This is a genomic window from Nonomuraea fuscirosea, from assembly GCF_003001935.1.
Taxonomy (GTDB): Bacteria; Actinomycetota; Actinomycetes; order Streptosporangiales; family Streptosporangiaceae; genus Nonomuraea; species Nonomuraea fuscirosea.
The window spans coordinates 710,822-732,017 of the sequence record NZ_PVNG01000002.1; the positions used below are offsets into that span (position 1 = coordinate 710,822).

The window sequence follows — 21,196 nt, forward strand, 5'->3', positions numbered from 1 at the left end:
ACCACGCTCATCGCCGCACCACGCTCAGACGACCGTCGCCCATGTCGCCCCGCTCGTGCGATCCCTCGCCTCATGCCGCCGCGCTCATGCGATCACGGGCGGGCCGCCCAGGTCGTCGGACTCGAACGCCTCGTCCTCCACCAGCGCCGTCCTGGTCCGCTCCCGTTCGCGCTCCTGCCCGGCCCCGGCCCCGGTCGCGCCGAACGGCGGCAGCATGCCCATGGGCATCCCGTTCAGCCCGAGCCCCGCTCCGGCGGCCAATGGCTTGGGCACGGTGCCGCCGAACGGGGTCACGGGGGTGACGCCCGAGGTGACGCCGGGCCCGTTGCCGGTGGGGGTGAGCGTGGTGCCGGGGACGGCCGGCGGCAGGTTCGACGTCGGCAGGCCGGACGGTGGCAGGCTGGACAGGTTCGTCGTGGACGGCGGCTGCGACAGCCCCCCGGGCGGGTCGAGCGAGGGAGGGGACATGCCAGGCATGTCCGGGTTCGGCAGCGACGGGTGCTGGACGCCCGGACTCTGGACACCTGGGTTCTGGCCGCCGGAGAGCGACGGGTCCTGGAGCGACGGGTCACGGAGCGACGGGTCGCGCAGGGAGGGGTCGCGCAGGGAGGGATCCGTGAGGGACGGGTCCGTAAGGGACGGGTCCTGCGGTTGGCGGAGGCCGGGGAGGTCCGGGCCGCCGGTCCCCGGGCCGTAAGGGGAGCCAAAACCGGATATATCACCGTAAGGGGAGGTCAGGCCGCTGCCCGAGTAAGGGCCGCCGGGCAGGCCAAGACCCCGCCCTGACGACGGCAAGCCCAGATCGGCCCCCGGCGCGGACGTCCGCTGCTCGACGGTGGGCGCGATGGCGCCGTACACGTCCCCCATGTACCCGTTGAGCAGACGGAGGTGATGCCGCGCGAGGACGTGGCCGTTGTCCTCGACGCTGCCGAAGGCGTCGAAGACGTCGTCGTCGAGGCCGACCGAGCCGGTCCCGGGAACGTTGTCCTTGAACCAGCGCAGCACCTTGTCCCCGTACCATTCGAGCGGCGTCCCGACCGAGGTGGCCGCGACGCTGATCCTGGCCAGGTCCCGCTGCAGCTCGCCCAGGGTCCTGAAGACGCCCTCCAGCGACTCCCCGCCGAGCGTCTCGGAGACGGCGCGGGCCTGCGCGCTCAGCTCCGCCACCGACTCCCCGCACATGCGGGCGATCTCCAGGTAGTCGCGCCCGGCCCGGGCGATCTGCTCGGGCTCGGTCGACTGGAGGAGGGCGGCGACGCCGTCGGCGTCCTCGGAGTCCGCGCCGTTGAGCGACCGGGTGCCGTCGGGATGCGGCGCCCGGTTCTCGTCCCTGAGCGCCTCCTCCCAGAAGCCGCTCATGTACGCGCCCGCCGGTCGCTCGCGAGGGACCGGTCCGCCCCCTTGGCCGTCTGCACGGTCGCGTCGAGCGCCTGGATGACGGACTCATACACGGTGTACAGCCGGTCGATCGCGCCGCCCAGCGCGGCGTGCGCCTTGTCCGTGGTCGCGCGCAGGTCGTCGGCGGCCTGCCAGGCGCCCAGTTCGCGCTGGTCGAGCCGGGCCCGGTCGAGCAGGAGCTTCAGGCCCGTGTCCTGGCCGGCGCCCTTGAGCCGGTCGAGGTCCTGACGCAGCCGTTCCACCGGCGACGACGGCCGCGGCGTGCCGGTGGCCGGGTCCTCGTAGGCGTCGAGGTCGACGAACAGCTCCTTCTTCGGCGCGCCGGGGTCGATCGGGTGCGCGGCGAGCAACCGCCCGCCGTCGGGGTCGGGCGGCGTGAGCGTGCTCCGGCCGGGGTAGGCGCCCTTCCCGTGGTCGACGAGGTGGTCGGCGTAGGCGTCCTCGACGGTGTGCGCCTCGTGGTCGAACTCCTCGCCCGAGCCTCCGCCCTCGTAGGTCCTGGTGAGCTTCTCCCGCTCCAGGTACGACCTGCCGACGGTCGGCCGCTGGCTGTCCCCGCCGTCCTCAGGTGTCGTCATGATCTCTCCGCGTCCACACGTCGCCGGACATGCCGACACCTGCGTACCGGGCGTACCGCGGGATGACGCGTCATTTCAAGGTTTTTGGAAGAGAGCCACGACAGCGGGCGAGTGTCGGCAGACTCCCCTACCGTGCCTCTCCTCCACGGCGTCGCGGCTCTGCTGCTCGCCCTGACCCCTGCCCCGGCCTCGGGCAGGCCGGTCAGCTGCGACCCGGAGCCGGGCGTCGCGGAGGTCACCGGCACGCCGTGGCCGCAGGAGCGGCTGCGTTTCGAGCGGGTGTGGCGGCTCACCAGGGGCGAGGGCGTCACCGTCGCCGTCGTGGACAGCGGCGTGGACGCCGCGCATCCCCAGCTCGCCGGCGCCGTCACCCGCCAGGTGGACCTGACCGCCACGGACCCGCGCGACTGCGTCGGCCACGGCACGGCGGTGGCCGGGATCATCGCAGGGCGCGACCTCACCTCGCGCGGCGTCCCGGTGCTGGGCGTCGCGCCGGCCGCCGCGATCGTGTCGATCAAGCAGACGGAAGGGCGCTCGGGGGACGTGTCCCGGCTGGCGCGAGGCATCCGGCGGGCCGCCGACCTGGGCGCGGACGTCATCAACGTGTCCGTGCAGGCCCACGACGCCCCCGAGCTGAAGGCGGCGGTGACGTACGCGCAGGCCAAGGACGCGGTGATCGTGGCCGCGGCCGGCAACGTCAAGCAGGACGACGGCGCGGTCACGCCCGCCTACCCGGCCGAGTACCCCGGCGTGATCGCGGTGGGCGCGGCCTCGCCCGACGGCGGGAAGCCGGGCTTCTCCAACGACGTCACCCGCGTCTCGGTGACCGCGCCGGGCGCCGGGGTGACGAGCGCGTGGACGGGCGGCGGCTACCGCACGGGACTGGACGGCACCAGCTTCGCCGCCCCCTTCGTGTCGGGCGTCGCCGCCCTGGTCAGGGCCCGGCACCCCGGCCTCGACCACTGGCAGGTCAAGCGCCGGCTGGAACGGACGGCCGAGGGCGGGGGAGCGGCGGGCACCGGGGCCGGGCTGGTCAACCCGCTGCAGGCGGTCACCTCCGTGCTGCCGGAGGCGGAGGAGAGCCGGGACGCCGCGCCGCCCGTCGTCCTGGCCACGGCGCCGGTGCCCGACGAGCGGACGCGCGGCCTGGCGATCGGCATCACGGCCGGCGCGGGCGGGGTGACGGCGCTGACGGTCTTCCTGGCGTTGACGCTGCCCAGAGCCAGGCGGCGGGCCCGGCGGGCCGATGAACAGGGGGCCGGCGGGCCGGGGGCCGGAGAACATTTACAGGAAAGTTGAAACCACAGCCCTGGCATCGAGCGCCGCCTACGTTGATCCAGAAATTCGGAACCCGGTCGACAGCGGGTTCACGAGAGCCGAGAGGTGAACCGTGGCAGACAGGACCACTTATGCCGAGGGCAGCCAGCACAGTGCCGCGGAACGCGTACAGATCGCCGTCGGGAACGTGGAACAGATCCGCAACCGGCTCGCCCTGATCCCCGAGACGCTCGGCGGCGCCTGGATGGGCGAGGCCGCCACGGTCTACACGCAGGTGCTCAACGAGTGGACCCCGCAGTTCACCAAGGTCATCGAGGCCCTCGCCAGGATCGGCGAGAACCTCAAGGCGACCGACGTCCAGTACACCGAGGCGAGCACCAGCGCGAGCGAGGTCGCCGCGAGACTGAGGTCGTCCCTCAACGGCGGCGCCATCTAGGGCGAAGGAGAGCTCACCATGACCGGTCCCGACATCATCCTCGCCAATTTCGACGAGATGGAGGAGATCGCGGCCGAGCTCGGCCGCGCCTACGCCAATCTCGTCGGCGAACTGGCCGACCTGGAGGACGACCTCAAGGTCCTGGAGACCTGGGACGGCCCGGCCAAGGCCGTCTACCTCGACGCCAAGGTCCAGTGGAACCAGGCGGTGGAGGCCATGGGCGACACCATGCAGCGCCTCGGGCCGTCGCTGCACGACGCGACCGCGATCATGCGGGACGCGGAGAACGCCAACGTCCGCCGCTGGGGCACCTGAGCCGCGCGACCGTTCATGGCGCCAGGTAGGCGGTCTGGATCAGCTTCTCGCCGGAACGCCGGTTCACGTGCAGCCCCCGCCCCGCGGGCAACTGCCGCGGGCGTACGTTGCCGAAGAGCTGCCCCTCCTCCCTCGGCCCCGACAGCAGCACGGCGGGCGAGTTCATCTCCTTCAGCCGCCGCACCACCGGGTCCAGCATGCTCCGCCCCGCCCCGCCCATGGCCCGGGCCAGCACGAGGTGCAGCCCGATGTCCCTGGCCTGCGGCAGCAGGTCGCCGAGCACGGCCAGGGGGTTGGCGGAGGTGGCCACCAGGTCGTAGTCGTCCACGATGACGTACAGGTCCTGCCCGGTCCACCAGCTTCGGGTGCGCAGCTGCTCGGAGGTGAGGTCGGGCGGCGGCAGCCGTTCGGTCAGCACCTCCTGCACCCCCTTGAGCAGCGTCGTCGCGGCCGCGCTCGACGCGGCGTAGCCGACGCGGTGCTCGGTGTCGGTGGCGTCCAGCAGCGAGCGCCGGTAGTCGATCACGACGAAGCGCGCCCGCAGCGGCGTGCGCGCGGCCGCGATGCCGCGCGCGATCACCTTCAGCAGGTTGCTCTTGCCGCTCTCGGTGTCGCCGAACACCACGAAGTGCGGGTCGGCGTCGAAGTCCAGCAGCACGGGCGCGAGCGCGGCCTCGTCGATGCCGACCGGGATCCGCATGGGGCCCTCGGCCGGGGGAGCGGGCAGCGTGTGCGCGGGCAGCAGGGCCGGCAGCAGCCGGACGGGCGGCGCGGGACGGCCGGGCCACGCCGACGCCGCGGCCTGCACCAGCGCGGAGACCCCGTCGGCCAGGTCGTCGAGCGTGCGGCGGCCGTCGATGCGCGGCAGCGCGGCCAGGAAGTGCAGCGACTCGCGGGTGAGACCGCGTCCTGGCATGCGCTCGGGCACGTTCGCGGCGGCCTTGCGGTCGATCTCCGAGTCGAACGCGTCGCCGAGCCGCAGCTCCAGCCGGGTGGCGAGCAGTTCGCGCACCCCGGCGCGGAACTCCAGCCACCGGTTGGCGGTGCCGACGACGTGGATGCCGAAGCCGAGGCCCCGCGTGACCAGGTCGCCGACGTCGGCCTCGAGCAGCTCGTACTCCTGGCGCAGGGTGGCCCAGCCGTCCACCACGAGGAACACGTCGCCCCAGCCGTCGCCCTCGTAGGCGCCGGAGGCGACCATCCTGCGGTAGGCGGCCATGGAGTCGATCCCGCGCTCCACGAACAGCCGCTCGCGCCGTTCCAGCAGCGTCTTCATCTCGGCCACGGTCCTGCGCACCGCGTCGGCGTCGAGGCGGGCCGCCACGCCGCCGACGTGCGGCAGCCCGGACAGCGCCGACAGGGTGCCGCCGCCGAAGTCCAGGCAGTAGAACTGGACCTCCTCCGGGGTGTGGGTGAGCGCGAGCGAGGCGATCAGCGTGCGCAGCAGCGTGCTCTTGCCGGTCTGCGGCGCGCCCACGATCGCGACGTTGCCCGCCGCGCCCGACAGATCCAGCCAGTACGGATCCCGCCGCTGGTCGAACGGGCTGTCCACGATCCCGGCCACGGCGTGCAGCCGCCCGGGGCGCTCGCCCGACGTCCCCGCCGCGGTGAGCCCGTGCGTAGGCGTGGCCTCGACGGGCGGCAGGAGCCGGTCGAGCGAGGCGGGCTCCCTCAGCGGCGGCAGCCAGATCCGGTGCGCCGGCGCCCCCTGGTCCTCCAGCCGTTTCACCACGATGTCCAGCAGGCTGTCCTGCCTGCCCTTGGGGTCGGCCACGACCGGGGGCGCGGCGGCGACGGGCGGCAGCGGGACGCGTTCGGCGCCGTACCAGACGATCTTGCCGCGGTGTCCCGTGCGGGCCGGCCCGGCCGGGCGGCGCGCCTCGGCCGGCCGGTACGGCCCCGACACGTACGCGGCCTTGAACCGCGTCATCCCGGTCGTCTCGAACATCAGGTACGCGTTGCCCGGCTCGGGCGGCAGCGAGTACGCGTCCGCCACCCCCAGCACCGCCCGGCTCTCGGCGGCCGAGAAGGTGCGCAGCCCGATCCGGTACGACAGGTGGGTGTCCAGCCCGCGCAGCCGCCCCGCCTCCAGCCGCTGCGAGGCCAGCAGCAGGTGCACCCCGAGCGAGCGCCCGAGCCGCCCGATCATCACGAACAGCTCGGCGAACTCGGGCTTGGCCGCCAGCAGCTCGCTGAACTCGTCCAGCACGATGAACAGCGTCGGCAGCGGCCGTAGCTCGGCCCCCTGCTCGCGGGCCTGCTCGTAGTCGCGGACGGAGGCGTGGTTCCCGGCCGAGCGCAGCAGCTCCTGCCGGCGCACCAGCTCGCCGTGCAGCGCGTCGTGCATGCGGTCGACCAGCGGCAGCTCGTCCTCCAGGTTGGTGATCACCGCGGACACGTGCGGCAGCGCGTCCAGCCCGAGGAACGTGGCGCCGCCCTTGAAGTCGACGAGCACGAAGTTCAGCGTCTCGGAGGAGTGCGTGATCGCCAGCGCGAGCACGAGCGTGCGCAGCAGCTCCGACTTGCCCGAGCCGGTCGCCCCCACCATGAGCCCGTGCGGCCCCATGCCGCCCTGGGCCGCCTCCTTGATGTCCAGCTCCACGGGCCGGCCGTCCGCGCCCAGCCCGATCGGCACCCGCAGCCGGTGGCGCGCCGGGCGGGGCTGCCAGGTCACCGCCGTGGACATCCGGCGCGCGTCGCCGATCCTGAGCAGGTCGGTGAGCGTGGTGCCGGTGGCGAGGACGTCCTGCCGCTCCTCACCGCCGCCCGTGCCGGTCCGCATCGGCGCGAGCTGCCTGGCCAGCGCGGCGAACGCGGGCGCGGCCATCCGGTCGGGGCGGCCCAGCCCGGTTCCGACCTCATTGCCCAGCTCGTCCGCGCCGATCCTGACCAGCTCCGCCGGTCCCGCCTCCAGGCGCAGGGTGAGCGGCGCTGGCGCGGGCGGGGTGGCGCCGCTGAGGTCGATCACGGTCACGCCCTCGATGACGTCCTGCGCGAGCCGGCTGCCCGCCGGCACCGTGCCGCCGTCCACGACCACGACGTGGTACGGCACCGCGTCCGCCGCGAGCCCCTTGCTGAACCGGGGCCGGTCCTTCAGCTCGAATCCCAGCAGCCGGTCCAGCTCGCCCAGATCGCCCACGACCAGCCGGACAGGCCCGGCGCCGTCCTCCTCCGAGGGGTGCAGCGCGTGCGGCAGCCACTTCACCGGCTCCCAGTCCCGCGCGGCGCCGGACCCCGCGCACACGGAGATCCGCAGGTCGTCGGGGGAGTGCAGCGCCGCCGCCTGGGCCAGCGCGGCCCGGACCAGGTCGCGCGCCACCACGGGATCCCCGCTCAGCACGATCCGCGCGAACGAGTGCAGCGCCAGCGCCACCGGCAGCCCGGGAACGGTGGCGTGCGTGCGCACGAACCGGCGCAGCGCGCCCGCCGTCATCGGGTCCAGGTCCTCGACCGGCCCGGTCTCGGGCGGGATCAGCGGCAGCGCCAGGCGCTGCGCCGAGGTGGCGATCCTGACCTGGACGAAGTCGTCGTCGCGCGGCCTGCGCTCCCACAGCCGGGTGGTCATCACCAGCGACCACAGGGTGGAGGGGTCGGGATGGTTCCAGGTCATGGCGCGGCGCTGCTGCCCTGCGGCCGCCCGGACCCGCTTCCTGACCTGCTCCAGGTAGCGGTAGTAGTCGCGGCGCCGGCCGTTGAGCTGGTTCCTGCGCTCCCCGGCGGTGCGCATCAGCTGGCCGACGCTCATGCCGGCCATCGAGATCGCGAACAGGCCGCTGGAGACCAGCATGATCGGGTTGCCGGTGGAGCCGCCGGTGAACATGAGCGCCATCGCCCCCGCCCCCGCGATCATCGGCAGGTACGTGAGCAGCTGCGTCAGCCCGCCGCCCGTCACGGTCTCCGGGATCTCGGGCGGGGGTTCGAGGAGGACCTCTCCCGCCGGAGACTCCGGCGGCTCGCGCCGCTCCGGCCGGCGGACCACGATCAGGCTGCCGCTCACCAGCCTCATGAAAGCCCCTGACGTAGGGATATAGGCGACATTTCAAAATTCCTGAACGTTTTTCGCCCGTCACGGCGCGAACCCGCTCCCTACACTCATCCGGGTGAGCGCCACCGGAACCGACCTGTGCCGGGTCACCGTCGTGACCCCGCGCGGCTTCCTGGACCTGGGCCTGCCACCGGACATCCCGCTGGGCAACCTGCTGCCGACCCTCCTGCGCATCGCGGGCGAGGGGCTGGCCGAGGCGGGCCTGGCCCACGGCGGCTGGGTGCTCCAGCGGCTCGGCGCGCCGCCGTTCGACCCGGACGCCACCCTGGCCGAGCTGACCGTGCACGACGGCGAGCTGCTGCACCTGCGCCCGCGCGGCCACGAACTGCCCGAGGCCGTCTTCGACGACGTCGCCGACGCGGTCGCGACCGGCGTCCTGGAGCGCACGGGACGCTGGCAGCCGGCCGCGACCAGGAGTTACGGCCTGCGCGGAGCCGTCGCCCTGCTCGGGCTCGGCGCGGCCGCGCTGCTGACGGCCGGCCCGCCGTGGCCGCCCGCCGCGCTGGTCGCCGGGGTCGTGGCGCTGGTCCTGCTGCTGGTGGCCGCGGCGCTGTCCCGGGCCATGGACGACGCCGGAGCGGGAACGGCCATCGGGTACGCGGCCCTGCCCTACGGCTTCGTCGCCGGCCTCGTCGGACCGGCCTCGGCGCAGGCGCTCTTCCAGCCGGACACCCTGCTCTCCGCCTGCGGCGTGACGCTGATGCTGGCCACGGCGACCGGGTTCGCGGTGGCGCGGGGGCTGCCCGCGTTCCTCGGCGTGGCCGCCGCCGCGCTCTGCGGGCTGCTGGGCGCCGGCGTCGTCATGGCCTTCGACCTGCCCCCGGCCGGGGTGGCGGCGGTGCTGGCCGCGCTCGCAGTCGGGCTGAGCACGACCATCCCCTCACTGGCGTTCCGGCTGGCCGGGATGCCGCTGCCCGCGCTGCCGGCCACGGCGGAGGAACTGCGCCAAGAGAGCGGCGACCTGGACGGCGCCCTGGTGATCGACAAGACCGTGCTCGCCGACCGCTTCTGCTCGGGGCTGCTCGGCGCGGTGGCGCTGGTGGTGCTGGGCGCGCAGGTGCTGCTCGTGCTGGAGGGCACCTGGGTCTCGCTCGCGATGAGCGCGGCGCTGTCGCTGTCGCTGCTCCTGCGGGCCCGCGTCTTTGAGGGCCGCGGCCAGCGGGCCTGGCTGACGGCCGCGACCCTGCTCGGTGTGCTCCTGCCGGCCGGGGCCGCGACGCTCGCCGCCGCGGACGGGACCGTCCTCTACGTGATCGTGCCGGGGCTCGTGGCGCTGGCCCTGGCCGTGGCGGGGACGGCGCTGTGGCTCACGACCGGGCGGCCGTCGCCGTTCTGGGGCCGCGCGGGCGACATCGCCGACATCCTGCTCATGATCGCGCTGGTGCCGCTCGCCCTGGCCGTGATGAACCTGTACGAGACCATCCGCGGCCTGGTCGGCTGACCCGGCCGCGCCGGGAGGGGCGGAGTGCACAACCAGCGCGACCTTTACCAGGCCTACCGCCTCACCGTGCAGCGCGTCGGGCTGGCCCTGCTGCGCGCACAGCCCAACCTGCCGGAGTGGCCGCTGCGCCGGCAGAACATCGGGTTCCTGGCCGGCGTCATGGTCGCGGTCCTGCTCTGCGTCGGCTTCGCGGTCTACGGCCTGCTGCGCCCCGGCGGCACCAGGGCTCTGGAGGACCCCGGCACGCTGATCATCGAGCGCGAGACGGGGGCGCGCTTCGTCTACAGCCAGGACCAGCGCCGGCTCATCCCCGTCGCCAACTACGCCTCCGCCCGCCTCGTCCTCAACGCCGGGCAGATCAAGGAGCGGGTCGTGGCCAGGCAGGCGCTGGCCTCGTACGAGCGCGGGGCGGCCATCGGCATCCCCGGCGCGCCCGACTCGTTGCCCGACCCGGCGAACCTGGCCAAGGGCCCCTGGTCGGCGTGCGTGCGGGAGCGGGCCGAGCCGACCGGGCGAAAGCCGTACGTGATGCTGGCCGCGGGACGTGACCTCGGCGGAAAGCCGGTCGCCGAGGGGGAGGCGACGCTGGTCGGCGTGGGCGGCCAGACGTGGGCGATCTGGCGCGGCACCCGCATGCGCGTGCCGGCCGGCATCGCCGGCGGCCTCACCGCCGCCGGCCCGGCCGCCGTGCCGGTGGCCTGGCTGAACGCGCTGCCGGAAGGGCCCGACCTGGCCGCCCCCGCCATCCCCGGACGGGGCCGCCCGGTGACCGGACCGGGCGGCAAGGCCGCGGCGGTGGGGCAGGTGTTCCTGGCCGGCGCCGTGGCGGGCGGAGAGGACCGCTGGTACGTGCTGCTCGCCGACGGCCTGGCCCGCATCACTCAGGGGCAGGCCGCGCTGCTGCTGAGCGACCCCGACAGCAGGTCCGCTTATGGCGGCGGCGCGGTCGAGGAGATCCGGGTGGACGCCGCCACCGCCAACGCCGCCCCCCGCTCCCGTACCGCGCTGCCCGCCGACGGGCTGCCCGCCGTGCTGCCGCGGATGACCGCCTACGACCCGGCGCGCCCGATCTGCGTGGTCTACGCGGAGACCGGCGCCGGCTCCACCCGCGTCCGCGTCACCACCGGCGCCACGCTGCCCGCCGCGCACGGTGACGCCACCGACCTGGTCCGCCTTCCCGCAGGACGCGCCGTCCTGGCCGGCGTGCTGCCCGGCGACGGCCAGCTCAAGGCCGTGCGGTCCTTCTACCTGGTCACCCCGGAGGGCCGCCGCTACGCCGTGCCCGGCGCCGACGTGCTGACCAGGCTGGGCTACACCGCCGCCCAGGCGGCCCCCGTGCCGCTGAACGTGCTCCAGCTCATCCCCGAGGGCCCGGTGCTGGACCCGGCACGGGCCGCCAGGCCCGCGATCGGCGACGATCAGCAGCCGCGGTAGCCCGTACCTCGTGCTCGGCGGCGATCAGCAGCCGCGACAGCCCGCACCGGTTTCCGGGCGCCTCAGCACCGGAACAGCTCCAGCAGCTCGTCCGCCCGGTTGGTGCGGGCGATCCACACCTCACGGCCGCGCCGCTCCCGGGTGATCAGCCGCCCGGCGCGCAGCCGGTCGCAGTGGTAGGTGAGCCCGCTGGGCGCGATCTTCATGTCCGTCGCCAGCATGGACATCGTCATCGGCTGGTCCAGCGCGCAGAGCAGGTCCGCGCGGACCGGCCCTACCAGCGCCGACAGCTCGTCCACCGCCGGGGCGACGGGCTTGCGCCACAGGGAGTCCGCGCCGGGCACGGGGTAGGCGATCCACACCGCGCCGGGGTCGTCCAGGCCGAGCACGAGCGCGTCCCGGCCGGCCAGCATCGGCGTCAGGACCAGCGTGCGCTCGCCCAGCTCGTACGTGCCGGCGGGCGAACCGGGGAAGCGCAGGCCGCCCTCGCCGTGCACGATGCGTTCGCCGAGCGCCCCGAGCAGCAGTTCCGGCCCGCCGCGCACGGTCGTCACGCCGACCCGCTCGACCTCCCTGTCGAGCAGCGGCCGGGCGCGCTTCCACAGCGGTTCGACGGTGTTCCAGACGTCGGCCAGGGCACCGGCGTAGCCGTGCAGCCAGCGGGCGGGCCGCTCGGCCGCCGCCCGCCACTGCACGGGCGGCGCGTCCGTCCTGTACGTACGCTCCAGGTCCGCGAGGAAGGCGTCGGGCGACAGGTCGCGCAGGGCGGCGACCTGGGCCGGCACGGAGACGTCACCCCCGATGGGGGAGTGCGGCACCAGGCTGTCCGGCCCCAGCGAGCAACCGGGAGCGGCCAGCGGGCGTACGGCCTCGTGGCCGAGCGGGCCGACCCGGGAGCCGATCGCCCGCCGCCACAGCTCGGGCAGGCCGCGGCGGCGGCCGGCGACGGCGTCGATCAGCATGGCAAGGGCGGTGAGACTCGGCGAGATCGAGATGTTCAGCTTCGGCGTGGAGCTCAGGCGCAGCTCACTCCACCCGCTGGTCCTTGGTACTTGGGCCCCCACAGGTAGGACAGTAGACAGGTAAGACATCGCCGGATGAATGCTTCAACAATGCTAGAAACATCCAAAAACGGCCCCTATGTGATGCGGACGGTGCGGCTTTCGAGGGGGCGTGTCGCCTCTGCGGTCAAGTTCATGCCTTGTCCTCTTCTGTAAAGCTGTGTCCCTCTGTGGAACGGGGAAGCTACGCCTCTTCACTAACTTCTGACTTGAAAGTCCCTTACAAGCTCCGTTGCCCCGCCCGCCTCGCCGGCGCGCTTCCCAGGCCGCTTCCCCCTGGCCAGGGGGGCATTTCTGGTACCGAGGTCAATAGATCGTCACCTGGGAGTGGGGTTTTCTCCCCGCCGGGTTGGGTGGAGCGGTGGCAGGTGGCCTTGCGGAGATGGAAGGCTGCCCGCAACCGCCCCGGTTCTCCTGCGAATGGAGGACCGGGGTGGAGCCCGCAATGCACCGAAAGGAGTGCTGCAGATGACACAAGACGCCAGCCGCGTCGCGGCGAAGCGGATCAACGACCACGTGGAGATCATCCACGCGGACAACCCGGACACGGTGCTGGAAGTTCCTCGCCGTGACTGGGAGGCGTTCACCGCGGCCGTCAAGTCGGGCGCGTTCGACCTCGAAACGCTCAACAGGCAGGCCGAGGAGAGCGCGGCCTGACCTTCCGCAGCACGAAGGCGCCCGCTCCCCTGACCCGGGAAGCGGGCGCCCGCCGCTCAGCAGCGGCTCTTGGCGTGGTCCACGCCGCTCAGCTCTTGGTGCGGTCCCGCACCGCTCAGTTCGCGGGGCTCAGCGGCGCCCGGACCAGTAGCTCTTAGCGCGCTCCCACGCCGCCGTGCCGACCGCGCTGCCCAGGGCGCGGCCCTGTTCGTCACCGAGGCGGAAGTGGATGCCGCCGTACCGGCGCGACAGCCCGGCCTCCGTGGCGGCGTCCGTGAACGTACGCCAGCGCAACGTCACGTCCCGCGCGGGCGTCACCCCCGGCTCGATCAGCGACGACCCCTGGGCGACCACCGCCTGCCCGCCGAACGCGTCGCTCCCGGTGAAGCGCCTGAGCACCTCGGCCGCCGCCGCGCTGAACGTGCTGTGCCCCGACACGTACTCGCCGAACGGCGGCGTCGGGAACGTCGCCGGCTGGTACGGCGTCCACAGCGCCCCCTCGACCGTCCGTCCGCCCCACGTCGGGATGCTCTGCCCCTGGTACAGATAGCGGATCGCGGTGATCGGCCGCGCCGAATCGTGGTCGCGCTTGACCTCCCACGAGGCGATGCCGGCGTCCATGACCGAGTTGGCCAGCGCGAAGAACAGCTTGGCGTCCTGGTCGACGCCGTGCCGGTCGCGCGCCGAGACCTGCTGGGCGAACAGGCACCAGTGGCCGGGCGGCGTCTCGCTGCTGGGCCCGTCGGACCAGTACTCGGAAATCGCCTTCTTCCTGTCGTCCAGCGCGGCCGTGCCGGAGACGATCTCGGCGGCCTGCGCCCGGAACCCCGCCGAGCCGTACGCGTGCGGCGCCGGCACCCGGTCGGCGAGCGACTTCGCCGCGCCGCTGAAGGAGGCCACCCCGCCCCAGTGCGGCGCCAGGAACGGCGGCGTCACGACCGCGCCGGCCCGGTTGACGTACGTCAGCGGCGCCCACCGGCCGGGAGCGTTCAGCGTGGTCAGCGGCTCGGCCACGACGACGGGCGCGTTGACCGGCGCGTAGCCGGAGGTGTCGGCGTAGCCGTTGCCCTGGTTGGAGCCGTCGGCGTGCCGGTGGTCGAGCACCGCCTGACACGCGGCCACGCCGGTGCGGGCCGCCTGGCTCGACGGATTCGCCGGATCGTAGCCCAGCTCGTTCATCAGGGCGTCGAAGCCCGCCCGCTGCGCCGGATAGAGGTCCACCGCCGCGAGATGGGCGGCGAAGCTGATCGCCTCCGCCTTGTTCGCCTCGGTGCGCTCCGCCGGGGGCCGCCGGAGCGAGCCGCCGAGCCGGGTGCCGATCGCGACCGCGTCGTAGGCGGCCCAGGCGTCGTAGGCGCAGGTGTGCGTGACGGCGAGCGCCCTGGCCACCATCGGCGGGCCGAGCGTTCCGGTGCGGATGGCCGTCAGCAGCGCCTGGTTCCACCGGACCACCACACTGGGGCCGCCGGTGGACGCGGCTTCGGTGGCGGCTTCGGTGGCGGTGGCGGGCAGGGCGGGGACGGCGAGCGCGGTGGCGCTCACCAGCGCGAGCGCCAGCGTGCGTAAGGACGTGCGTGCGGGCATGAGCGATCTCCTCCTGGAAATGGGACGGGCCCCGGGCACCAGGAGACGATGCCATGCTCGAACACGCTTTCTAACTTACCGGCAGGTGACACCGCCCTTACTTCCACCCGGCGAACGCCTGGGGGCAGGCGCGCGTCAGGGGAGGCGGAGCTCGGCGAAGACGCCGCGATGGTCGGTCCTCGGCACGTCCAGGACCTCCACCCGGCGCACCGCCACCCTCCGATCCGCCAGCACGTGGTCGATGGAGATGATCGGCGGCATCGGCCGGAAGTTCGGCCACGTCGGGGTGAGCCCCTTGCCCAGCTGGTCGGCCGCGTCCACGTAGCCCCGATCGAGCAGGTCGCGGAAGGCGCGGTGGTCGAGGCTGGCGTTGAAGTCGCCGGCCAGCACCCTGATCGCCGTGGGCGAGGCGGGCGGCAGGCCGCGCAGGGCGGCGTTCCACTCCCGCTCCATGCGCCCGAGCGGCGGGTTCGGATGCACGGCCACGAACTGCACCTCGCCGCCCCCGGGCAGCGCCACGGTGGCGGCCGGCATGTTGTGCCCGATCGGCGTGAACAGCCCGGTCAGCTTCGTCACCGGATGCTTGGAATAGATGCCGCTGCCGGTCGCCCCCCACTCGGCCTGCAGCACCCGGTACGGGAGCAGCTGCTTCAGCCCGGCCGCGTCCAGCCGTTCGGCCTCGGCGTAGGTCAGCTCCAGGGCGCTGAACACCTCGACGTCGTACCGGCGGACCAGATCGACCACCGTCGCCGCGTCACCGCGCCCGAACAGGTTCACCGTCAGCACCCGCAGCGACGCGCCCCGCGTCGCCGGCTGCTCGGCGCTCACCGTGCGCGGCACCACCAGCGCCACCATGGCCACGCACACGAGCGCGGCGGCCAGCGCGGCCCGGCGGTTGCGCCGCAGCAGCGACAGCAGCGCGGTCAGGGCGGCCAGCCCCGCGCCGTACGGGGTCACGGTCATGAGCTGCGTCAGGAACGAGCCCTGCTCCCAGCCGCCTGCCCTGATCACGGCCCACGACGCGAGCAGTGTGACGACCGTCCAGCTCAGCCACCTCCGGCGGCGCCGCTTCGATCTCGGCCGCTCACCGGCCACGGGCTGCTCGACCCCGACCGCAGCGCTCACCGCGCTGTCCTGTCCCCGAACTGATCCACAGCTTGAACCTTAAACCGCTTTGGCACGTGACGGCGCGCGGCCCGCCGTCACGGCTTGCGGCCGACCCCGGCGTACATCCAGGCCGCCGGGTCGGGGAAGAGCGGCGTGTCGTGCCACTCGGAGACCGCGACCAGGCCCGGCTCGACCAGCTCGAACCCGTCGAAGTAGCGGGCGATCTGCTCGCCGGTCCGCGGCGTCCTGTGCATCGCCTGCGGCCGGGTGGCCTCCAGGTAGTCCTCCGCGGTCTCCTTGGACACCAGGTCGAGCGTCAGGTGGCTGAGCACCAGGAAGCTGCCCGGCGGCAGGGCCTGCGCGTAGGCCTTGACCAGCCCGCCCGGATCGTCGTCGTCGGAGATGTGCATGAGGATCGCCACCATGACGAGCGCGATCGGCTGGTCGAAGTCGAGGGTGCCGAGCACGTCGGGGTGTTCCAGGATGGTGCGCGGCTCGCGGACGTCGGCCTCGATGTAGGCCGTCCTGCCCTCGGGCGTGCTGGTGAGCAGCGCCCGCGCGTGCGCCATCACGATCGGGTCGTTGTCGACGTAGACCACCCGGGAGTCCGGCGCCTCGGCCTGCGCCACCTCGTGGGTGTTGCCCTGGCTGGGAATGCCGGTCCCGAGATCGAGGAACTGGCGCACGCCCAGCCGGGCGAGGTGGCGCACCGCGCGGCCGAGGAAGGCCCGGTTGTTGCGGGCGCTCTCGCGGATGCCCGGCACCGCGGCCATGGTCTGCTCCGCCACCCGGCGATCGGCCTCGAAATTGTCCTTCCCGCCCAGCCAGTAGTCGTAGACCCGGGCGGAGTGAGGAATGTTCGGGTTGATGCCGTGTGGTGCGCTCACATGAGCGATCCTAGGTCAACCGGATCTTCGGCACGATCGCCGCCCCCATTTGGTCGTATTGTTCACGCCCCGTTCACCTGGTTCCCGCGGTTCGCGCAATCACCCGGTTCACCCCGTTTCACCTGGTTCGCGCGGTCACACTCGTCACGCCGTCACGAACTCGGCGATGACCACCGTGGCGTCGTCCTTGGGCTCCGCGGCGGCCATCTCGTCGTACAGACGGTCGAGACAGGCACTCGGCGACGCGCCGCCCCCCAGCAGCTGCTTCGTCCGCACCTCCCCGAGCGTCCTGATCGCCCCGTCGCTGACGAGCGCGATCCGGTCCCCTGGACGCAGCATCAGCGTGCCGATCTCCGGCTCGGCGGCCGGCAGGCCGACCCCGCGCGGCCCCGAGCCCTGCCACGCCGTCGTGACCAGGCGCGGCTCCCCGCCCTTCGGGCAGTGCCAGATCCCCCCGTCGCCGATGTGCGCGTACCGCAGCCGGGGGATCTCGGTCCGGTCGAGCACGACCAGGTCGAGCGTGCTGGCCAGCTCGGGACAGGCGGGGTCGCGCAGCGCCGCGGCCCGCACCGCCCGGTGCGCCGCCTGCGCGCAGCCGCGCAGGTCCCGCTCCATCGTGCCGGCGTGCTGCGGCCGTTCGGTGACGACCGCCCCCAGGGCCAGCGCGGCGGCCGGGTGCGCCGGCTCCGCCCCGACGGCCCCGCTGGCCGCCGCGATCAACCGCTCCTGGACGACGTACGCGTCGGACGGCCGGCCGCGCGTCCCCTCGTACGTGCCCCCCACCGCCACCAGGCGCGGCCGTGCCACCGGCATCCCCGCCGGCCAGTTCCCCTTCCGGCCCCTGACCGTCATCACGGACAGGCAGCCCAGCAGGAACGTGATCACGAACACCGTCATGAGGTCCCCTCCCCGCCGCGATCTTTCGCGGCCACACGCGTCCCAGTACACGCCTGTGAGAAGGGACGCGACTGACGGCCGATCGGCCGTCGTAGCACCATGACGGCCGATCAGCCGTCATGCCGGTGGGGGCGGCCCGGGACAGGGTTCGGGGAGGGCGGTGAAGACCGCAACAGAGCCGGCCCGAGGACAAACAGCCATGCGACCCATGACGCCAATTACCGGAATTTCGGTAAAACGCGGAGAAACCCTTTTCCGTAGCTTTTTACCCATGCTTCCCTGCGTTATCGTGAGACCCGTCTTATGCCCATATCGCGTGCGGACGGCTCATGGTTCATTCCGGCTCCACGAGATACGACTCGGCCAGCAGGCAATTGGACCAGGCCGTCGCGAGGACGGCGGCCGGCGCACGGAGCGCGGTGGGCTCGGTGGCCGTCGTGGCGGCGCTGTTCGGTGCCGTCCCGCCGGTCGACTTCCGCTGGCTCGCGCCCATGCTCGTGCTCCACTTCACCTGGACGGCGCTGTACGCCCGCGTGTTCCGGCGCAAGCGGCCACTGCCTCACCTGCTGGTGGCCGGTGATGTGGCCATCACCGTCGCGCTGTGCCTGGCGCAGATCCACCTCGTGGCGCCCGAGGCGCTCTTCACGGGGTCCAGCTGGGTCGCGGGGCTGGTCACGATGACCGTCGTCATGGCCGGAGTCACCTGGAGGCCGCGCACGGCCGTCCCCGTCGGGTTCGCCGTGGCCGCGGCGTTCGCCGTCGGCGTGCGCCTGGCCACCCCCTCCGGCGACGTGCACACCACCCTCGGCATCCACCTCGTCCAGCTGCTGGCCATCGTGCTGCTCATGACGCTGCTGCGCCGCTCGGCCGCCTCGGCCGACACGTTCCTGCGTGAGAGCGCCCGCGCCGAGATCTCCCTCATGGTGGAACGACTGCGCCGCGAGGACGAACTGCGCCAGGTCGGCAGCGTCCACGAGACCTCCCTGCACACGCTGACCATGGTCGGCCTGGGCACCTACGACGAGCCCTCACCGACCCTGCGCGCCCAGGTGGCCACCGACCTGGCCGCCCTCGACAAGCTGCGCGACCAGCCGGGCGCCGCCCCCGCCCCGATCGCCCTGGACGCGCTGCTCGACGAGGTGGCCGGCCGCGCCACCGGCCTGGACGTGCACCGCAGCCTGACCCCCGAGACCGTGCCCGGCGACGTCGCGGAACGCTTCGCCCGCGCCGTCACCGAGGCGCTGGCCAACGTCGCCCTGCACGCCGGCGTCCAGGAGGCCGACCTGAGCTCGGAACGGCGCGACGGAGAGATCCACGTCGAGATCGCCGACGCCGGCCGGGGCTTCGACCAGCACCGCCTGCCACCCGACCGGTTCGGCGTGCGCGGCTCCATCCTCGACACCATGCGCTCCCTGCCGAACGGCGGCGCGCAGATCTCCTCCGGCGACCGGGGCACCCGGGTGAGCCTCTGGTGGCGGCCATGACCGAGGAGATCGAGCAGATCGCCCAGCGCTACGCCCGCTACACCGCGCTCGGCGCCGTCGTCATCGCCGGGGTCTGGCACCTCGGCTACGACCTCACCGTCACCCTCACCGGCTGGAGCTCCTTCCGCTGGCCGCTGCTGGCGCTCGCCGCCTGGATCGTCTACTCCGTCGTCTTCGCCGTCGGCGCGCTGGCCCTGTCCCGCACCTCCCGGGGCCCGGACCGGATCCTCGAACTCGCGCTCGCCACCCTGGCCGTGGAGATCGCGGTCATCGTCGCCTCCCGCCCGGACGAGCTGCTCGGCATCAGCGACTGGGGGTTCGGCTCCATCGGCTGGATCGGCGTCATGCTCACCTGGAACCGGCCGCGCTGGCGCAGCGAGATCGTTGCCTTCCTGGCCGCCAACGCCGGCATCATGCTGGCCGCGATGGCCGTCTCCGGCTCACTCGACCGCGTCTCCATCGCCAAGTACCTCGTCGTCATCGCCGGGGGCGTCACCATGCAGCTCGGCTACATGGCGGGCTGCCACATGCTGCGCGCCCGCGCCGAGGACACCGTGCTGCTGGCCCGCAAGCTGGCCGCCGACGACGCCTGGCGCGAGTCCGCCCAGCGCATCCACACCGACCGGCTGCGCCGCTACGAGGCCATCCGCGACGTGGCCGAGTCCCTGCTCACCCAGCTCACCGACGGCGCCGACCCGGGCGATCCCCGGGTGCGCGAGGACTGCACCGCGGGCGCCATGCGGCTGCGCCGGCTCATCACCGAGCGGGAGGACGTACCGGACGAGCTCGTCGCCGTGCTGCGCGAACGCATCGACGCGGCCGAGCGGCGGCAGGTCCTCGTCACGGCGCCGCCGTTCGGGGAGCACCTGCCCGCCCTGCCGAACGGTGTGCGCGAGGACCTCCTCAGAGCTCCCGTCCGGGCGCTCGACGGGGCGATCTCGCGGGCGAGGGTAACGGTTTCCGCGATGTCCACGATGGTGAGCGTGGCGGTCGTGGCCGACAACGAGGATCTGCCCATCAGCTCGACCCCCGTACGTGAGGCCAGCGGCGTCGTCGTGAGCTACCAGCGGCAGGGAGGTGAGATATGGGTCAACAGCATCTGGGAGGGCCCGTGACGGTCGCCCTGGTGGAGGACCACCAGGTCGTCGTGGACGGCGTACGGTCGTGGTTCGGCCCGCCGGGCCCGATCGAGCTGGTCGTGCAGGGGCCCACCATCGAGTCCGTCCGCGGCATCGCCGCCGACGTGCTGCTGCTCGACCTCAACCTCAACGGCACCATGGTCGTCGACCGGGTCGGGGAGTTATGCGCGGGCGGGCAGCGGGTGATCGTCTTCTCGGAGCACGAGGAGCCGGAGATCGTCCGCAAGGTGCTGGACGCCGGCGCCTCGGCCTTCATCGGCAAGGGCCGCGCGACCAAGGAGTCCTGCCTGGAGACCATCCTGGAAGTGGCCGCCGACCGGCCCTCCGTCACCCCGCCGATGGCCCAGGCCATCGCGACCGACGAGGGCCCGCACCGGCCACAGCTGTCCGACAAGGAACGGGCGGCGCTGCTGTACTGGTTCCAGTCCATGTCCAAGGCGTCGGTGGCGGCGCGCATGGGGATCAAGGAACGGACGGTGCGGCAGTACATCGACCGGGCGCGGGTCAAATACGCGGCGGCCGGAAGGCCCGCGCCCACCAAGGAGAAACTGCTCATCTGCGCCATCCAGGACGGCCTGGTGAGCCCCGACGAGGTGACCGTCTACACCTCCCTGGCCGCCAAGGGCCCGCCCGGCGACCAGTGAAACTCCTGGACCCCGGGCACTCCCGGCAGGAGGGGGCCGGCAGTACCGGGGTCCAGGGTCAGCGCCTCACGCAGAGCACGGCGGGATCGAACTCGACCGCGACAGGCAACGCCATCCTCGCCACGGCACCGGCCTTGTGCACGACCGGGGGCTCGTAACGGTCACCCTCCAGCTCGTAGACGTAGAGAGCCGGTCCCTCATCCGGTTCGATCCGCCAGTAGGAGGGGATACCAGCCTGGGCGTATGCGACCGCTTTGAGGCCTTCGTCCTGTTTCATGGTGCTCGGGCTGCAGACTTCTACGACGAGCAGCAAGTCCCGAGGCGAGAACATGAGCCCGACTCTCTCCACCGACTTCTCGTGAACGACGACGAGATCGGGAATGTAGAAATCCTTGACGGATACCCGTAGGTTCACCGTCGACAACGGCTCCATCTCGTATGGCAGGGCATCATCGAGGATTTGCTCCAGCCGACGGATGATGCGCTGGTGTGGTGGGGTGGGCGAAGGGCTCACCAGGAGGCTCCCGTCGAAGAGCTCGTAGCGGTTTCCGTCGTCTGGAAACTCGAGTAGGTCGTCAACCGTGAACGGTGCGTGCCCGAAGGAAGTCGTGCGTCGCCCGGCCGGCTCAATCGTTGCCATTACGGTCACCCACTCAGTGTCGGGAACGTCGCACTCGCTCACATGCTACTTCCCCAGATTCATCACTTTAAGTTTCTCCGCAATTACTCATCGAAGGGGAGATTAAGGATGGGTTGAAAGTTTCAACTCTCTGATGCATGTCTGGAAAGCCCTTTCCGCTGCTCACCCGCT

18 protein-coding genes are annotated in these 21,196 nt (G+C 72.9%); 9 read left to right on the forward strand and 9 right to left on the reverse strand.

Features of this window, described 5'->3' with window-relative positions:
* Positions 1-84: 84 nt before the first annotated feature.
* Together B0I32_RS06660 and B0I32_RS06665 are read right to left on the reverse strand one after the other, a co-directional pair.
* A complete protein-coding gene (locus B0I32_RS06660; protein WP_106235877.1) occupies positions 85-1,359 on the reverse strand; it encodes a hypothetical protein in 1,275 nt (424 codons plus the stop codon).
* Positions 1,356-1,976: a hypothetical protein gene (locus B0I32_RS06665; protein ID WP_106235879.1), complete on the reverse strand. Its 621-nt coding sequence runs from the start codon at positions 1,974-1,976 to the stop codon at positions 1,356-1,358. Before B0I32_RS06665 ends, B0I32_RS06660 begins: the two co-directional genes overlap by 4 nt.
* 132 nt (positions 1,977-2,108) lie before the next feature.
* Between B0I32_RS06665 and mycP the strand changes: the two genes are divergently transcribed.
* The 3 genes from mycP (at position 2,109) to B0I32_RS06680 (ending at position 4,005) form a co-directional block, all read left to right on the forward strand.
* A complete protein-coding gene (mycP, locus tag B0I32_RS06670) occupies positions 2,109-3,275 on the forward strand; it encodes a type VII secretion-associated serine protease mycosin (RefSeq protein WP_181307093.1) in 1,167 nt (388 codons plus the stop codon).
* Between the two features lie 91 nt (positions 3,276-3,366).
* The gene (locus tag B0I32_RS06675) at positions 3,367-3,690 is read left to right on the forward strand and encodes a WXG100 family type VII secretion target (RefSeq protein ID WP_106235882.1); all 324 of its coding nucleotides are present in this window, start codon (positions 3,367-3,369) and stop codon (positions 3,688-3,690) included.
* 18 nt (positions 3,691-3,708) lie between these two features.
* Positions 3,709-4,005 (forward strand): WXG100 family type VII secretion target, encoded by a 297-nt coding sequence (locus B0I32_RS06680; RefSeq protein ID WP_106235883.1) that lies wholly within the window; start codon positions 3,709-3,711, stop codon positions 4,003-4,005.
* 13 nt (positions 4,006-4,018) lie between these two features.
* Here B0I32_RS06680 and eccCa read toward each other — a convergent pair whose 3' ends face one another.
* Positions 4,019-8,011 (reverse strand): type VII secretion protein EccCa, encoded by a 3,993-nt coding sequence (eccCa, locus tag B0I32_RS06685; RefSeq protein WP_106235884.1) that lies wholly within the window; start codon positions 8,009-8,011, stop codon positions 4,019-4,021.
* Between the two features lie 94 nt (positions 8,012-8,105).
* Between eccCa and eccD the strand changes: the two genes are divergently transcribed.
* Both eccD and eccB read left to right on the forward strand, forming a co-directional pair.
* The gene (gene eccD / locus B0I32_RS06690; protein ID WP_181307095.1) at positions 8,106-9,491 is read left to right on the forward strand and encodes a type VII secretion integral membrane protein EccD; all 1,386 of its coding nucleotides are present in this window, start codon (positions 8,106-8,108) and stop codon (positions 9,489-9,491) included.
* A 24-nt stretch (positions 9,492-9,515) separates the two neighbouring features.
* A complete protein-coding gene (gene eccB / locus B0I32_RS06695) occupies positions 9,516-10,925 on the forward strand; it encodes a type VII secretion protein EccB (RefSeq protein ID WP_106235887.1) in 1,410 nt (469 codons plus the stop codon).
* A gap of 62 nt (positions 10,926-10,987) precedes the next feature.
* Here eccB and B0I32_RS06700 read toward each other — a convergent pair whose 3' ends face one another.
* A complete protein-coding gene (locus B0I32_RS06700) occupies positions 10,988-11,989 on the reverse strand; it encodes an ArsR/SmtB family transcription factor (protein WP_146178064.1) in 1,002 nt (333 codons plus the stop codon).
* Positions 11,990-12,454: 465 nt separating this feature from the next.
* Between B0I32_RS06700 and B0I32_RS06705 the strand changes: the two genes are divergently transcribed.
* On the forward strand, positions 12,455-12,643 hold the full coding sequence (locus B0I32_RS06705) for a hypothetical protein (protein WP_146178065.1): 189 nt from the start codon (positions 12,455-12,457) through the stop codon (positions 12,641-12,643).
* A gap of 129 nt (positions 12,644-12,772) precedes the next feature.
* Here B0I32_RS06705 and B0I32_RS06710 read toward each other — a convergent pair whose 3' ends face one another.
* From B0I32_RS06710 to B0I32_RS06725, 4 genes are all read right to left on the reverse strand, one after another.
* Positions 12,773-14,227 carry a vanadium-dependent haloperoxidase gene (locus B0I32_RS06710; RefSeq protein ID WP_106235892.1) on the reverse strand — a complete coding sequence of 485 codons (1,455 nt, stop codon included), beginning with the start codon at positions 14,225-14,227 and terminating at the stop codon, positions 12,773-12,775.
* Positions 14,228-14,362: 135 nt separating this feature from the next.
* On the reverse strand, positions 14,363-15,352 hold the full coding sequence (locus B0I32_RS06715) for an endonuclease/exonuclease/phosphatase family protein (RefSeq protein WP_245955639.1): 990 nt from the start codon (positions 15,350-15,352) through the stop codon (positions 14,363-14,365).
* Between the two features lie 77 nt (positions 15,353-15,429).
* A complete protein-coding gene (locus B0I32_RS06720) occupies positions 15,430-16,221 on the reverse strand; it encodes an SAM-dependent methyltransferase (RefSeq protein WP_106235894.1) in 792 nt (263 codons plus the stop codon).
* Between the two features lie 144 nt (positions 16,222-16,365).
* Positions 16,366-17,118 carry a SpoIIE family protein phosphatase gene (locus tag B0I32_RS06725; protein WP_106235895.1) on the reverse strand — a complete coding sequence of 251 codons (753 nt, stop codon included), beginning with the start codon at positions 17,116-17,118 and terminating at the stop codon, positions 16,366-16,368.
* A gap of 329 nt (positions 17,119-17,447) precedes the next feature.
* On the opposite strand from B0I32_RS06725, the gene B0I32_RS06730 reads away from it, so the two are divergent.
* From B0I32_RS06730 to B0I32_RS06740, 3 genes are read left to right on the forward strand one after another with little or no spacing between them, the layout of a single operon-like run.
* The gene (locus B0I32_RS06730; RefSeq protein ID WP_146178066.1) at positions 17,448-18,602 is read left to right on the forward strand and encodes a sensor histidine kinase; all 1,155 of its coding nucleotides are present in this window, start codon (positions 17,448-17,450) and stop codon (positions 18,600-18,602) included.
* Positions 18,599-19,717, forward strand: a complete 1,119-nt coding sequence (locus B0I32_RS06735) for a hypothetical protein (RefSeq protein WP_146178067.1) — start codon at positions 18,599-18,601, stop codon at positions 19,715-19,717. Before B0I32_RS06730 ends, B0I32_RS06735 begins: the two co-directional genes overlap by 4 nt.
* Entirely contained in the window at positions 19,714-20,385 is a 672-nt protein-coding gene (locus tag B0I32_RS06740; protein ID WP_219911667.1) for a sigma factor-like helix-turn-helix DNA-binding protein, read from the forward strand. Before B0I32_RS06735 ends, B0I32_RS06740 begins: the two co-directional genes overlap by 4 nt.
* Before the next feature lie 58 nt (positions 20,386-20,443).
* Here the strand turns inward: B0I32_RS06740 and B0I32_RS06745 are convergent, their stop codons facing one another.
* Entirely contained in the window at positions 20,444-21,067 is a 624-nt protein-coding gene (locus tag B0I32_RS06745) for a Uma2 family endonuclease (protein WP_106235901.1), read from the reverse strand.
* Positions 21,068-21,196 lie beyond the last annotated feature (129 nt).